The sequence below is a fragment of the Eubacterium sp. AF16-48 genome (genome assembly GCF_003479405.1).
Classification (GTDB): Bacteria; Bacillota; Clostridia; order Lachnospirales; family Lachnospiraceae; genus Eubacterium_G; species Eubacterium_G segne.
This window is the reverse complement of the sequence record NZ_QUHB01000001.1, coordinates 248,671-262,934: the sequence shown is the minus strand read 5'-3', so window position 1 is coordinate 262,934 and position 14,264 is coordinate 248,671. Positions and strand designations below refer to the sequence as shown.

Below are 14,264 nucleotides of genomic sequence, written 5' to 3'. Positions count from 1 at the left end.
TTTTAAGTCATAAACACTATTTAATTAATGACTTACTCATTAAATATGCTTTTTCTAATATATTTTTCTCATTGGGAAATTTTAGCAAGTGATATGCTTCAATATATTTATAATATCCCGAATCATAGAAAAACTCTTCACGTTGTGGTTTGCTATAATAACTGTCTGCTGTCATTAAATACCAGTATACTTCTTTATTGACTATACCTGAAGGTGTATTGAAAGAATATTCGCTTTTATCGATATAGTCTATAATCTTTCCGGTCACACCTGTCTCTTCCCGTACTTCCCTAATGGCAGTTTCCCGGTGATTTTCACCTTTTTCAACGGTACCTTTTGGTAAAACCCATCCTTCGTATCTGTTTCGATAGTTTTTATATAACAGTAAAATCTTCTTACGATATATAACCACACCGCCACAACTAACCGCTTTTTCCATTGCGATTCCTCCTGTCTGTTAGTGTGCGCTTAGTGTAAGTATACAGTATGAACCAATGCATTTCAAGACAACCATGAATTATTTTTTATCAAAATAAGAGTCAAAAATTTCCTTTGCACAATTAACGGCGGAATTGCTGCCCTCCGGCATATTTTCAATAACAACTGCAATGGCAATTTTTCTCTTTCCTTTTTTGGCATACCCAACAAACCATGAGTTTACATTATCTTTTTTGTCAACTTCTGCAGTTCCGGTTTTTCCGTAGGCACTGTAATCTGAATTTGCCATAATACGCCCTGTTCCGTATTCACAAACAGCAGCCATATATTCCTGAAGCTGTTTTGCCTCGGCTTTAGTCATTAGTGTTTTGTATTTTTCCTGTTTTGTGTAACTTACAACATTTCCACTACTGCTTTCAATATGGTCAACAATGTAAGGTTTCATTAAAACTCCGTCATTGGCAATGGCTGATGCAATCATAGCCATATGTGCCGGTGATACGGTAGTTTTTCCCTGACCAATACTGGTTTGGGTAATATCAAATTCAGTTGAATCCTTATCCAGTGGAAAAACACTTTTGTTGTAATCCATGTCCAAAGGAAGCTTCTGATTAAACATTAAATCTTCTGCTGTTTTCTTAAATTTACTTACCTTTAAACTGTTACCAATAGTTGAAAAGGCACTGTTGCAGGAATAAGCAAAGGCATCTTTTAATGTTTCACTTCCATGGGAATTACCGTTAAAACATTTAATGGAAAATCCACCAAAATTTGCCTGACCATTACAATTATAACTAAAATCATTATAATTTTTATTTTCCCTCATATATTCAAGAGTTGTTAAAATCTTAAATATTGAGCCCGGAATATACTTTCCCTGGGTGGCACGGTTTACAAGTCTTGAATCATTTGGGTCATTGGCAATCTGATCCCATATATCGTTTATTGTTGAAGGATCATATGAAGGAAGAGATACCATTGAGTAAATCTCTCCTGTTGTAGGATTCATTACAAAAGCCGCACCTTTATATCCCTTTAAACTGTTATAAGCTGTCTTTTGAATATTAACACTTAAGGTTGTATGCACGTCACAACCTTTCTCAGTGTTATCGGTAAAATCATCTACAATTTTTGAAATTACATTGGTCTGGGATGAAAGCAAATCATAGTTGCACATTTTTTCAAGACCATATTTACCATGGGTGGTTATACCTATGGCATGGGAGAAAACATTTCCATAAGGGTATTCTCTTGTGTCATCGGTTAAATCACTTTCAGTATTTTTAGTATCAGTATAGGCAAGCTTCTTGCCGTTTTTGCTGTAAATAGTTCCCCTTATAACCGTTGATGACTGACTGTCAATTCTGTGATTATATGGATTATTTAATATATCGTGGCTGTCTACTACAACAAAGTAAAGGTAATAACCTATCATAAATAAAAATATAAAGGAGATTACAAAGGTTGTAATTTTAGCCTGTTTATTCATTTTTTTTCGCTCAATGCCTGTTGATTCTGATTTCCTGCGTGTTGTGCGGCGATTTCCTGATTTTTGCCGTGTTTCTTGTTGCAACATTTCCTGTTCCCTCCATTGGCACTTTTCTTCTAACCGGTTTCTTTGCCGTAGTTGTACCTACTATGGCAAGTCCCTGAATTATGGCAAAGACAATTAATGTACTAAGTATTGAACTGCCACCATAACTTATAAGTGGTAGAGTTACTCCTGTTGAAGGAATCATTTTTATGGCACCTCCAACGGTTACAATTATCTGAACTGCGTACTGTATTCCAAGTCCAACACATACTAATTTGTTAAACAGACTTACCTGCTGCATTCCCGTATTTAAAAATGCAATAAAGCAACTTAAACATACTAAAATAATAAGTACTGCAAAAATTGCTCCAAACTCTTCACCTATGGCTGAAAAAACAAAATCCTGATCCACAACGGGAACATCCGTAGGTCGTCCCTGATATAAACCTGTTCCTGTTAAGCCACCGTTACCTATTGCAAATAAGGATTGGGTTATCTGATAGCCGGTGTCAGCCGGATCAGACCACGGGTTCTGCCATGCAAAAACACGTTCCTGCACATGGTAAAAAATCTTATATGCCGCCACTGATGCAACGGAAAGACCGGTAAAGCCCACAAAAATATAACCGATATTTCTTGTTCCCACATATACCATGAATACATATATCATAAAGAATATTAAAGCACTTCCTAAATCCTTTGATACAACTAATATAATTACGTGGATTCCTGCCATTATGGCTGAAATTACTATCTGGCCGAATTTCGTTGATTTGGCAAGCATTCCAGCTATAAAAAATACAAATATTATTTTGACAAATTCTGACGGTTGGAAAGAAAAACTATTTCCAAATTTAATTGCAAGATTAGCACCGTTATCTTTTTTACCCAATACAAGAACTGATAACAACAATGCAACGCCTACAAAACAATATATCCACGTAAGGGATTTCCACATTTCATATTTGCTCATAAGATATGGCACAATAAGTGATGCTAATGATACTATGGCAACAATTATGAATTGTTTTATACTGTTTTGAAAACGAAGTCTTGCTAAAATTATAAATCCAACAGTTAAAAGCATACACATGTTACTTAAAATTGCTTTATTTATGTTTGGATAAATAATTGGGAAAATTCCCAACACTACTATAAGATAACACAGCTGCGCCCCACCTAAAACAATAATAACAATATCGGTATTATCACTAGGGTCTGAAGCCTTTAAGCCGGCATAGTGGGAATAAATTGTAAATATTCCCAGCAGATACGTGAGAAAAATAACCGCATTCTGACGTTGAAATATTCCTGCCAGTTTGTAGGGATTCTTGCATCTTAAGGCGCTGAAACATTCCCATGTGTAAAATAGCATTAACAAAATAAATAAATATTTAGTTACTACAACAATAAAAGTACCCATTTTTCTTTTCTACATTACTCCTCTGTTAAAATGTCCTCTTGTGGTAGTGTCATCTGCCACAACAGGTATCTTTCTGATAAAGGCATCTTCTGCCATTGACAATATATTATCTGTTTCCTTCCGTTTCTCAATTGTGAGATTTATTCGTACACTTTTTAAATTAAGACCTTCTATGTCTTTTTCATATTTAAAAAGTGATAAAGGCTTACAATTATACATAACATTATAACAATATTTACATACACATCTGGTTACAAATTCATTTTTTTTTGAATCTTTTAGTGTGTATACAGTGTTATTATGTGCGCATTTATCTGTTGTTTTTATGCAACATCCTGCTGAAATCATTACAGGCATATATCCATAAACAATAAATTCCTCATTATTGCATTTTCGTGCTTTCAACTGTCTTAAATTAAGCTCAGCCGGTACTGTAGTTACAACATTGTAATTATTTACATAGAAATTTTTGGCATAACCGTTATAGGAATAAACGTTATAGTCAAAAATGTATTCAGCTTCCGGATAATTTTCATGTAAGAAATAATATTGTTCTAAATTTCTTATAAGGAAACCGTCTATACATGTTTCGTTGTCTAATGTATCCTTATATTCCTGCAAAAATATATCCATATCCTTTAAACGACTTACATAAGGCATGGCAATGTATACCTGCCTATGGTTTTCATTTATAAAATCAAATGCTCTTTTTATTCCTTTTTCATCGAAAAACTGAAATTCAATATAAATTTTATCTATAAATTCTTTTGAAACAGCAACCTGTAATTGCTCATAAGTGCTTACCGATACATTAATACACATATCACCATGGTAATTATCTTTTCTAACAGATACCCATTCATTATCTTTATCTGAATTGCCATAGATATTTCTTTTATAGGAAGATAAAATCCCCTGATATATTAACTCTAAAAGCTGTCGTCTGACATTTTTTATTTCACCCACAGTTAAAAATAAACCATCATCTAAATCTAAAAACACAGGATTAAAACTAAAATCGGTATCACCTGTTTTTAAAACCTGCTTTAATATTGTATCCTTGTCTATCGGGCGTTTCTGTGCCTTGTCAGGAATTAAACCATAGGCTGTTATCTCCTTTCCATATACATTTGCACACATGGTAAAAGGCTTATTATTCTTACAGATTATTTTTACATCAAAGGTTTCCTTTAGCTTTTTGCCAATATATTTATTTTTAATATTGGATGTTAAGGCTTCATTTCCACTTCTAAAAGTAGGCTTTTTTAATGAAATCATTTCCTTTCCGTTATGAACCTTATAATAACTTTCATTGAAACCGTTTCTGTTAAACAAATTATATAATATATCTATATCCCGGGAATCTACTTTATAACCGGATTTATTTTTTTGGTATAAATCTATATATTTTCTATATATACTTACAACTCCGGCAATATATTCAGTTTTCTTCATTCTTCCTTCTATCTTAAGGGAATGAACACCTGACTCAATAATATCAGGTAAAATATTCAAAGTACATATATCTTTTGGACTTAAAACATACTTTGAATCCCCCGGATTTAATACTTTTTTGTTCTGTATTACATCATATTCCATTCGGCACGGCTGGGCACATCTTCCACGGTTTCCACTTCTGCCACCTATGTAGCTGCTTAAAAAACACTGTCCTGAATAACAATAACATAGGGCACCGTGAACAAAACACTCTATTTCAATATTTACATTTTCATGAATATCCTTTATTTCTTTAAGGGACAATTCCCTTGGAAGAACAACCCTTGTGGCAACAAGTTTTTTTAATTCCTGTGCCGTGCGTTTGCCAAAGATGGTCATCTGGGTGCTGGCGTGAATGTGTAAATCAGGAAAATGTGTTCTGATATAATTAAAAACTCCCATATCCTGCACAATTACTGCGTCTAAACCATTTTCATATAATGGAAGAATATAATTATAGAGTTTTTCGTTAATTTCGTCATCACGCAAAAGTGTATTTACAGTTAAATAAAGCTTTCTATTATGTATGTGTGCATAATTAATGGCATCAATTAGCTGCTCTGTTGTCAAATTATCAGCATTTGCTCTTGCACCAAACATTTCGCCACCGGTATATACGGCATCCGCCCCTGCATTAAATGCAGCTATAACACTTTCATAGGAGCCACCCGGTGCTAAAAGTTCAATATCCATGTCACTCTCCAAAACCATCTTTCAAGAAACGACCAGGCTAAACCTGATCGCTATATTCCTTTAATTAATTTTTTAATTCTGTCTGTAATCTTACAATCTCTTTTTCAAGCTCCTTGATTTTATCTAAAGCTTCTTTTAATTCTTTTTCAGTAGCTTCTGCCTTTGAATCTGAGACAATTAATTCGTGCTTTAAATCATAAACTTCTTTTTCTTTGATTTCCAAATCATTTTCTAACAAATCAGCCTGTTTTTTAGCCTTGAAGTAATCATTGGCAATGTTGATTTCAAGTAAGATACGCTGCATATCCATTTTCTGCATACGGTAGTTTTCGTTTTGCTTAAATTCCATAATCATATTGTTTATGTATGAAGCTACCTTTTGTAAATATGCTTCACTTTCAAAACCACCGATATTGTATATTTTTCCATCTATAATTACATCTATATAATTCTTTGATGCCATAATTTTCTCCTAACTGTATAAAATACCTATATATATATTGTACCTTAAAACTTCAATTATAATATCATAAATTACTGTTATGGTCAAAAGGTATTTGGTGTTATGTTTTTTTGAAAAAGTAATAAATCCTATTGCTCATAAGGAATACCTAAATGTTCATAGGCTGTAGGGGTTGCAATACGACCTCTTGGTGTACGCTGTATTAATCCATTTTGAATAAGGTAAGGCTCGTAAACATCCTCTAGAGTACCTGAATCCTCCCCTAAGGCAGCCGCTAATGTGTCTAAACCCACAGGGCCTCCGGCAAATTTGGAAATAATGGTATCTAAAATACTTCTGTCCCCTCTGTCTAAACCTAATTTGTCCACTTCTAAAAGATTAAGGGCGGTGTTTGCCACATCTTCCGTGATAACGCCGTCATATTTTACCTGGGCAAAATCCCTGACACGTTTTAAAAGGCGGTTGGCAAGTCTCGGAGTTCCTCTGGAACGCCTTGCCATTTCCTCGGCACCTTTATCATCTATTTCCACTCCTAAAATATCGGCGGATCTTATTATAATTTTTTTTAGTTCTGATATATTATAAAATTCTAATTTATTAATAACTCCAAATCTGTCTCTTAAAGGTGCAGTAAGAAGTCCTGCCCTTGTTGTGGCACCGATTAATGTAAATTTTGGTAAATCAAGCCTTATGGAGCGGGCAGCCTGTCCTTTCCCAATCATTATATCAATGGAATAATCTTCCATTGCCGGGTAAAGAACTTCTTCCACCTGTCTGTTTAATCTGTGGATTTCATCAATAAATAAAATATCATTTTCAGATAAGTTATTAAGGATTGCAGCCATTTCTCCCGGCTTTTCAATGGCAGGGCCGGAGGTTACCTTAATATTTACTCCCATTTCGTTGGCAATAATAGTGGAAAGGGTGGTTTTACCCAGTCCCGGAGGACCATAAAGTAACACATGGTCTAAAGGTTCATTTCTGGTTTTGGCTGCTTCTATGAAAATTTTTAAGTTATTTTTTGCTTTTTCCTGACCAATATACTGGTCTAATTTCTGAGGCCTCAGACCTTTTTCTATAACTGCGTCTTCCGAAACCATTTCTGTTTGAATAATTCTTTTATCCATATTTAATCCTCATTAAAAAATATATTTAAGTGCATTTTTCAGTAAATCTTCCGCATCCATATTCTTAGCATTTGGCACCTTTTTAATGGCACTGTATGCATCTGATTTGGAGTATCCTAAAGAAACAAGAGCTTCTAGTGCATCATCAAAATCACCCTTTGCTGCCGGAATTTCTTCATAGTCTGTTCCACCGATTACACTATCCATATCAATTTTATCCTTAAGCTCAATAATAATCTTTTGAGCAGTTTTGTTTCCTATCCCCTGAGCTTTTGCAATAGCCTTGGCATCTCCTGATATAATGGACATGGCTAGGGCATCACCGGGACATGCAGTTATAATGGCAAGTCCACCCTTAGGTCCTACTCCACTTACTCCAAGAAGCATTTTAAAAAAATTAAGTTCGTCTTTTGAAAGAAAACCATACAGCTGCATGGCATCTTCCTTTACACTTAAATAAGTATATATTTTTAATTTCTCTCCAATACCTATAGTGTCAAGTACATGCCCGGGCATAAAGATTCCGTAACCAATTCCGTTATTATCTATAATTACTTTGTCATTTTCAATATTCTCTACTATACCTTTTATATAAGAAATCATTTTAAATATCCTCATTAACAATAAATCTAATTGTTTCGTAAAATCAGTTATTTGTACGACCACATTATAATAGCATATATCAATTTTTTATACAAATCTATCTTATTTATTATCGAAATTTTAAGATAAATATGCTATATTAAATGAATGAATGAATAATGAATCGGAGATAAATTTATGAAAAAGGACAAACTTAAGAAATATTTAAAATCGTTTGTAATATTTACACTTGTTGCTTCGTTATCAGTATCAATATCAGGATGCAGTAAAAAAGAAGAGTTTCCCCTTTCTCTTACTAACTTTTGTTTTGATACTACTATTACAATTACCATTTATGAATACGCCGGGGAATCGGAAGCCCAGGATATTATAAATGAATGTTTCGGGTTGTGTAATCATTATGATAAAATGTTTAGCACAACAAAAAAAGACAGTGATATTTCAAAAATTAACCAAAGCAAAACAAAGGGCTGCAAAGTTAATCATGTTGTATCGGATGTAATAAAGGACAGTATTAAGTACAGTAAAAAATCAAAAGGAGCATTTGATGTTACAATTGGAGAACTTTCAGATATGTGGAATGTAACAGGGGATAATCCTACAGTTCCTGATGATAAAAAAATTAAAGAAGCCATTAAACATGTAGGCTATAAAAACATAAAGTGTGAAGATGAAAAAGTAACTTTAAAAGATGGTGAAACCCGCCTTGATTTAGGAAGTATTGTTAAGGGATTTGTTGCTGACAAACTTAAAAGCTATATGATTTCAGAAGGGGTAAAATCAGGGATAATCGATTTAGGTGGTAACATACTTACCATAGGTGGAAAATCTGATGATGAACCATTTGTAATAGGGATTAAGAATCCTTTTTATAATAATGACATAACACCAACAGTAAATGGTAATGAAGATTACATAAAAAATAACGATGAATATTGTCTTAAACTTGATGTATCAGATAAATCTGTAGTAACGTCAGGAATTTATGAGAGATATTTTAAAAAAGATGACAAAATATATCATCACATACTAGATACTTCTACCGGGTATCCTGTGGATAATGATTTAGCTTCGGTAACTATAATTTCAAATTCATCTGAGGCCGGGGATGCATTAAGTACAACAGCTTTTATTATGGGGCTTAAAGATGGAATGAATCTGATTAATAAAACCCAAAAAACTGAAGCAGTTTTTGTAACTAAAGACGGAAAAATACATATGTCAAAAGGACTTGAACAAACAGAAGATGGTGATGTTATAATAGAAACAACTACTTCATCAGAAAAAGAATGAGACTGGGATGGTCTCATTCTTTCTTTTTTATTGACACCCTGAAAAAACGCAACATAAATTTCTTAAAGTCAAAGGGAAATAAAGGGTATATATAGCTTGTCTGGGCTATGGTTCTGTTCAAAGCAATAGTTAGTAATGTGAAAACACATCCTATTATCATTCCCCACAAATTAAATAACTGGGTAAGAATTAATATTATTATCCTTAAAAATTTAATGGAATATGCCAGCTCATAATTTTCATGGGTGAAATTGGCAATGGCAACCACTGCCATGTACAGCATGGTTTGCTGGTTAAACCATCCTGTATTTACTGCAAACTCACCGATTATTATGGCAGCAATTAAACTTAAAGGGGTATTTAATGTGCTGGGAGTATTTATTGCCGCTAATTTTAAACCATCAATAGCAAGCTCTAACAATAAAAGCTGCCAGAAAATGGGGACAAATTGTACATCTGTAATTTTGGTAAATTCAAGCCAGTCCGGTAACAGCCCCGGATTGTTTGCATATAGCAAATAAAGAGGGGTTAAAATTAATGACATAACTGTAATGAAGGCACGGGCAAGTCTTAAATAAGTCCCTGTAATTGGCGGAAAATAATAATCATCTGCTTCTTCTATTACATCAAAAATAGTTGTTGGTAAAATCATTGCGGCAGGGGAATTATCCACTAAAATACATATTTGTCCTTCTAATATTTCAGCAGCCACAGTATCCGGTCTTTCAGTATATCTGAATTTAGGAAACGGATTAAACCAATGACCTTTATGAATACATTCCGAAAGGCTTTCCTGATTCATAGGCAACGCGTCTGTTTTAATATTTTCAATTTGTGATTTTATTCTTTTTAGAAGTTTTTTATCAACCCTGTCTTTCATATAACAAAGGGCTATATCCGTTCTGGAACTTTTTCCAGCTCTAAGTATTTCACACATATATTCAGGATTTCTGATTCTCCTTCTTATAAGCGCTGTGTTTAATACTAATGTTTCCACAAAGCCATCCCGTGAGCCTCTAAGAACCTTGTATTTTTCAGGCTCCTGAACATTTCTTGCAGGATATTTCCTTACGTCAATTAGCATTGCCTTATCATATCCGTCAATTAACAGGCATACCACTCCTGAAAGAAGCAATGTAAGAACATTATATTTATCGTCATATAAGTCTATTTGTATAAAAGGAATTTTATTATCAGCGAAATCTTCCACCGGTACATTTAAATCGGAAGGCTCAATACCTGTAAAAAACTCCTGGACTTTCTGTATTAAATCATTGTCGCAAAATCCGTTTATATAATACATTACGGCTTTCTTTCCGCCAACAATAAAATTACGCTTTAAAATATCAAAGCTTTCATCAATATATAATATTTCATCAAAAGTATTAATGTTTTCAACAATATTTTTATTAATAAATTTTTCCATAAAAAACCTCACACCATTACTAGTGTGAGATTTTTTAGAAAATTTATTCAATTTTTAATTATAGTTTTTCAATAACTTTCTTTGGACACTTTTCGGCACATATACCACATTTTTTACATTTATCCTGCATAATTGTTGCCAAATTATATCCAAAATCAATAGCCTGCACAGGGCAGTTCTTTGCGCATAGTCCACAGCCAATGCAACCTGCACTACAAGCCTGCATTACATCCCTTCCTTTATCGTGGGAACTACATTTAACCATGTATTTAGTATCAGCAGGTATAATTGAAATTAAATTCTTAGGACATGCTGCAACACATTTGCCACAGGCCTTACATTTTTCGCTATCAACTATTGCCTTGCCGTTTACTACGTGTATGGCATCAAATTCACAGGCTTTTACACAGCTTCCAAGCCCTAAACAGCCATAACTACAGGCTTTTGCACCTCCACCGGGAATGTTTGCAGCATCCTGACATGACATATTTCCATAATAGTTATATTTATCTTTGGCTTTTTCACAGTCACCGGAACAGGCAACATAAGCCACTTTTTTAACTACGTTAGCTTCAACTCCCATTATGTCTGCTATTATCTTTGCAGTGCTTTCGCCACCTACAGGACAGGCTGACGGATCACATTCTCCTTTGGCAATGGCTGATGCTAAGGCATCACATCCGGCATATCCACAACCACCGCAATTGTTACCGGGTAATGCTTCTCTTATGGCAACTTCTTTTTCATCTACTTCTACTGATAAAAATTTGCCGGCGATACCCAGTGCTATACCAATAATTAATCCTACGCCACCAACAATGGCAACGGCATATAAAATTCCTGTCATTGTTGTACTTAATGCTAAAATTTCCATATATGCCTCCTTATACAACACCGGTAAATCCGGTAAATGCTATAGCCATAAGTCCTGCTGAAATAAGTACAATAGGTGTACCTCTAAAAGGTTTTGGAATATTATTGTATTCTGATTTTTCTCTTATTCCTGCAAGAATTACAATTGAGATTAAAAATCCAAAGGATGTACCAAAAGAACATGCCATACTTTCACCAAAATTATAACCGTTATCTATGTTTGAAATTGCTACACCAAGTACGGCACAGTTGGTTGTAATTAATGGTAAATATACCCCAAGTGCCTGATATAATGGTTTAACAAATTTCTTTAATATCATTTCAACTAACTGAACTAAAGCTGCAATTACAAGAATAAATACAATAGTTTGTAAGTATTCAAGATTAAGGGGTGTAAGTATAGCATAATAAACACCGTAAGTAACTGCTGATGCAATCATAATTACAAAGATTACAGCAGCTCCCATTCCGGCAGCAGTATCAGTTTTTTTAGAAACCCCAAGGAATGGGCACAAACCTAAAAACTGACTTAATACAACGTTATTTACCAGTGCAGCTCCCACTGCAATTAACATACAATTAACCATTTATGCCTCCTCCTTTTCATCTTTAGTGCAATTGGTAAAATCACTGCCACAGCCTGTGCATCCTGCACACCCCTGTTCACATTGGAGTTTTCGTGGCTTCTTTCCATGGCTGATTCTTATCTGGTTCTGAATGGCAATAAGGGCAGCTAAAATAAAGAATGCTCCCGGTGCCATAACGAAAATACCTATACCGTCCCATCTAGGAATATTAATTCCAAGAATAGTTCCTGCACCAATTATTTCTCTAAAACCTCCAAGGAGTGACAAGGCTATTGTAAATCCAAGTCCCATTCCCAAGCCGTCAAATAATGCCGGTATAGGAGGATTTTTTGAAGCATAGCTTTCTGCTCTTCCTAAAATAATACAGTTAACAACAATCAGTGGTATGTAAATACCAAGAGACTGGTTAAGAGATGGAAGATATGCTTCAAGAAGAAACTGTAATATAGTTACAAAACTAGCTACAATAACAATAAATGCCGGTACTCTCACTCCGTTAGGAATGACTTTTCTAAGAAGTGAAATTACGAAGTTTGACAAAACAAGAACTGCCATTGTACTAAGTCCCATTCCTGCTCCGTTTATCATGGAAGATGTAACAGCCAGTGTCGGACACATTCCAAGAATAAGAACAAAAGTAGGATTTTCCTTAATAATACCGTTATATAAACGCTCAACACATCTGTTCATTAATTAGCACCTCCTGTAATATTTTTCACACAGGCAATTGCAGCATTTACACCATGTGTTACCGCATTTGTGGTTATTGTTGCACTGCTTATGGCATTAATTTCATTATCAGCAGAAGTTCCTGCCTTATTATATTTGAAATAATCAACTTTTTTGTTTTTAAACTGGGACATAAATGAATCTTCTTTCGCTTTCATTCCAAGTCCCGGTGTTTCACTTAATGAAAGAAACGAAATTCCCGTAACGGTTCCGTCTGTTTTTATGCCTACCGTAATTTGAAGGGAACTGCCATAAGCTTCATTATCCGTAACCGTAACAATATATCCTAAATCATTACCGCTATCATCTGTTGCTTTAACAACATTATCAATGGTGGCATTATAAGCCTTAATTGTGGAAATCCCATTTTCCTTTTCAGTGTTTTTGATTTCCTTAGAAATGGTGTCATTTAATTTTGAATCAAAATCTACTGTATCATATTTAGAAAGTCCCGGCATTACGGCTTCATAGGCCTCAACCATTGTTTTTTCTTCCTGCTTTGCCCTTGCATCTGATGTAACATTGTAAACAAAGCCAAGTCCCAAACCAGAAATTAAAGTTATAACAAATAATATTAATGTATCTTTAATTATTTTGTTCATATTATCTGCCTCCCTTCTGTTTTACAATGCCAAAAGCTCTAGGTATTGTATATTTTTCAATAAGAGGAACAAGAAGGTTACAGAATATAATGGCAAAAGATACACCTTCTGCATTTGCTCCAAAAGTTCTGAATATAGCAGTTAAAAGTCCAAGACATATGCCATAAATATACCTGCCGCCCTTTGTAATAGGTGATGTAACATAATCAGTTGCCATAAAGAAGGCACCAAATATTAAACCGCCACCGCAAAGCTGCTTGGCTAAAAATACAGGGTCAGATGACTGATTAAATAACATAATACATACAGCAAATACAGCAATATATGTAAGAGGTATTCTTACGTCAATTATTTTTCTGATAACTAAGTAAGCTGCACCAATTAAAAGTGCAACAATACTTGTTTCACCAATGGTTCCTGCATGATTACCGATAAACATGTCAATAAGTGATGCAGAGCTTTCACCTGCATTTTTTAATGCTGTAAGTGGTGTTGCACTGGTGGCAGCATCAATTCCCTTAACATCCTTAGGATAAAATGCTGTCATGTCACCGGCAAAGGATAAAACAAGGAAACATCTGGCACCTAATGCCGGGTTCATAAAGTTTTGACCTAAACCACCAAAAAGCTGTTTTACAATAATTATTGCAAAAGCTCCACCTAATGCCGCTTTCCAATATGGAAACGTGCATGGTAAATTAAGCGCCAGTATCATACCTGTTACTACGGCACTTAAATCAAAAATCGTTATTTTCTGATCTGTTATTGTTGTGTAAATATATTCCGCCGCAACACAGGAAATAACTGTAATTAATATAAGTAATGCTGAATGAATGCCATATTTGATTCCAAAAAGATTGGTATAGTTATATATGCCAAAAGCTGATGTAGGAATCATGGCAATAATAACATCCCTCATTATACTTCCGGTTGTCATTTTAGCCTTTACGTGAGGGCTTGATGATACGTTATACAT

At 34.4% G+C, this 14,264-nt stretch carries 14 protein-coding genes; 1 reads left to right on the top strand and 13 read right to left on the bottom strand.

The window, feature by feature from the left end; genetic code table 11:
* Positions 1–16: 16 nt before the first annotated feature.
* From DWW68_RS01160 to ruvA, 7 genes are all read right to left on the bottom strand, one after another.
* Positions 17–439: an NUDIX hydrolase gene (locus tag DWW68_RS01160; protein WP_118588586.1), complete on the bottom strand. Its 423-nt coding sequence runs from the start codon at positions 437–439 to the stop codon at positions 17–19.
* A gap of 78 nt (positions 440–517) precedes the next feature.
* Entirely contained in the window at positions 518–2,014 is a 1,497-nt protein-coding gene (locus tag DWW68_RS01155; RefSeq protein ID WP_118588585.1) for a penicillin-binding protein 2, read from the bottom strand.
* On the bottom strand, positions 1,938–3,395 hold the full coding sequence (locus DWW68_RS01150) for an FtsW/RodA/SpoVE family cell cycle protein (RefSeq protein ID WP_118588584.1): 1,458 nt from the start codon (positions 3,393–3,395) through the stop codon (positions 1,938–1,940). Before DWW68_RS01150 ends, DWW68_RS01155 begins: the two co-directional genes overlap by 77 nt.
* A gap of 9 nt (positions 3,396–3,404) precedes the next feature.
* Positions 3,405–5,585, bottom strand: coding sequence for a U32 family peptidase (locus DWW68_RS01145; protein ID WP_158576779.1), 2,181 nt, complete (start codon positions 5,583–5,585; stop codon positions 3,405–3,407).
* 64 nt (positions 5,586–5,649) lie between these two features.
* Positions 5,650–6,048, bottom strand: coding sequence for a cell division protein ZapA (locus DWW68_RS01140; protein ID WP_207721417.1), 399 nt, complete (start codon positions 6,046–6,048; stop codon positions 5,650–5,652).
* Between the two features lie 128 nt (positions 6,049–6,176).
* Positions 6,177–7,175: a Holliday junction branch migration DNA helicase RuvB gene (ruvB, locus tag DWW68_RS01135; RefSeq protein WP_118588581.1), complete on the bottom strand. Its 999-nt coding sequence runs from the start codon at positions 7,173–7,175 to the stop codon at positions 6,177–6,179.
* A 12-nt stretch (positions 7,176–7,187) separates the two neighbouring features.
* Positions 7,188–7,778 (bottom strand): Holliday junction branch migration protein RuvA, encoded by a 591-nt coding sequence (gene ruvA, locus DWW68_RS01130; RefSeq protein WP_118588580.1) that lies wholly within the window; start codon positions 7,776–7,778, stop codon positions 7,188–7,190.
* Between the two features lie 177 nt (positions 7,779–7,955).
* Here ruvA and DWW68_RS01125 point away from each other — a divergent pair, with 177 nt between their 5' ends.
* A complete protein-coding gene (locus DWW68_RS01125; protein ID WP_118588579.1) occupies positions 7,956–9,071 on the top strand; it encodes an FAD:protein FMN transferase in 1,116 nt (371 codons plus the stop codon).
* Positions 9,072–9,084: 13 nt separating this feature from the next.
* Here the strand turns inward: DWW68_RS01125 and DWW68_RS01120 are convergent, their stop codons facing one another.
* Genes DWW68_RS01120 through DWW68_RS01095 form a run of 6 tightly spaced genes read right to left on the bottom strand, consistent with a single transcriptional unit; the run spans position 9,085 to position 14,264 of the window.
* Positions 9,085–10,497, bottom strand: a complete 1,413-nt coding sequence (locus DWW68_RS01120; RefSeq protein ID WP_021952998.1) for a spore germination protein — start codon at positions 10,495–10,497, stop codon at positions 9,085–9,087.
* 58 nt (positions 10,498–10,555) lie between these two features.
* Positions 10,556–11,371, bottom strand: a complete 816-nt coding sequence (locus tag DWW68_RS01115) for an RnfABCDGE type electron transport complex subunit B (protein ID WP_199641166.1) — start codon at positions 11,369–11,371, stop codon at positions 10,556–10,558.
* A gap of 10 nt (positions 11,372–11,381) precedes the next feature.
* A complete protein-coding gene (locus DWW68_RS01110) occupies positions 11,382–11,957 on the bottom strand; it encodes an electron transport complex protein RnfA (RefSeq protein WP_118588578.1) in 576 nt (191 codons plus the stop codon).
* A complete protein-coding gene (locus DWW68_RS01105; RefSeq protein WP_118588577.1) occupies positions 11,958–12,647 on the bottom strand; it encodes an electron transport complex subunit E in 690 nt (229 codons plus the stop codon).
* On the bottom strand, positions 12,647–13,288 hold the full coding sequence (locus tag DWW68_RS01100; protein WP_021952994.1) for an FMN-binding protein: 642 nt from the start codon (positions 13,286–13,288) through the stop codon (positions 12,647–12,649). The genes DWW68_RS01105 and DWW68_RS01100 overlap by 1 nt, the downstream gene beginning before the upstream one ends.
* 1 nt (position 13,289) lies before the next feature.
* Entirely contained in the window at positions 13,290–14,264 is a 975-nt protein-coding gene (locus DWW68_RS01095; protein ID WP_118588576.1) for an RnfABCDGE type electron transport complex subunit D, read from the bottom strand.

Bases quoted from the DNA above. Each gene is read 5' to 3' on its own strand.
- DWW68_RS01140 (WP_207721417.1), bottom strand. From the start codon at position 6,048: ATGGCATCAAAGAATTATATAGATGTAATTATAGATGGAAAAATATAC.
- DWW68_RS01120 (WP_021952998.1), bottom strand. From the start codon at position 10,497: ATGGAAAAATTTATTAATAAAAATATTGTTGAAAACATTAATACTTTT.
- ruvB (WP_118588581.1), bottom strand. From the start codon at position 7,175: ATGGATAAAAGAATTATTCAAACAGAAATGGTTTCGGAAGACGCAGTT.
- DWW68_RS01110 (WP_118588578.1), bottom strand. From the start codon at position 11,957: ATGGTTAATTGTATGTTAATTGCAGTGGGAGCTGCACTGGTAAATAAC.
- DWW68_RS01125 (WP_118588579.1), top strand. From the start codon at position 7,956: ATGAAAAAGGACAAACTTAAGAAATATTTAAAATCGTTTGTAATATTT.
- DWW68_RS01095 (WP_118588576.1), bottom strand. From the start codon at position 14,264: ATGTATAACGTATCATCAAGCCCTCACGTAAAGGCTAAAATGACAACC.
- DWW68_RS01105 (WP_118588577.1), bottom strand. From the start codon at position 12,647: ATGAACAGATGTGTTGAGCGTTTATATAACGGTATTATTAAGGAAAAT.
- DWW68_RS01155 (WP_118588585.1), bottom strand. From the start codon at position 2,014: ATGTTGCAACAAGAAACACGGCAAAAATCAGGAAATCGCCGCACAACA.
- DWW68_RS01100 (WP_021952994.1), bottom strand. From the start codon at position 13,288: ATGAACAAAATAATTAAAGATACATTAATATTATTTGTTATAACTTTA.
- ruvA (WP_118588580.1), bottom strand. From the start codon at position 7,778: ATGATTTCTTATATAAAAGGTATAGTAGAGAATATTGAAAATGACAAA.
- DWW68_RS01115 (WP_199641166.1), bottom strand. From the start codon at position 11,371: ATGGAAATTTTAGCATTAAGTACAACAATGACAGGAATTTTATATGCC.
- DWW68_RS01145 (WP_158576779.1), bottom strand. From the start codon at position 5,585: ATGGATATTGAACTTTTAGCACCGGGTGGCTCCTATGAAAGTGTTATA.
- DWW68_RS01150 (WP_118588584.1), bottom strand. From the start codon at position 3,395: ATGGGTACTTTTATTGTTGTAGTAACTAAATATTTATTTATTTTGTTA.
- DWW68_RS01160 (WP_118588586.1), bottom strand. From the start codon at position 439: ATGGAAAAAGCGGTTAGTTGTGGCGGTGTGGTTATATATCGTAAGAAG.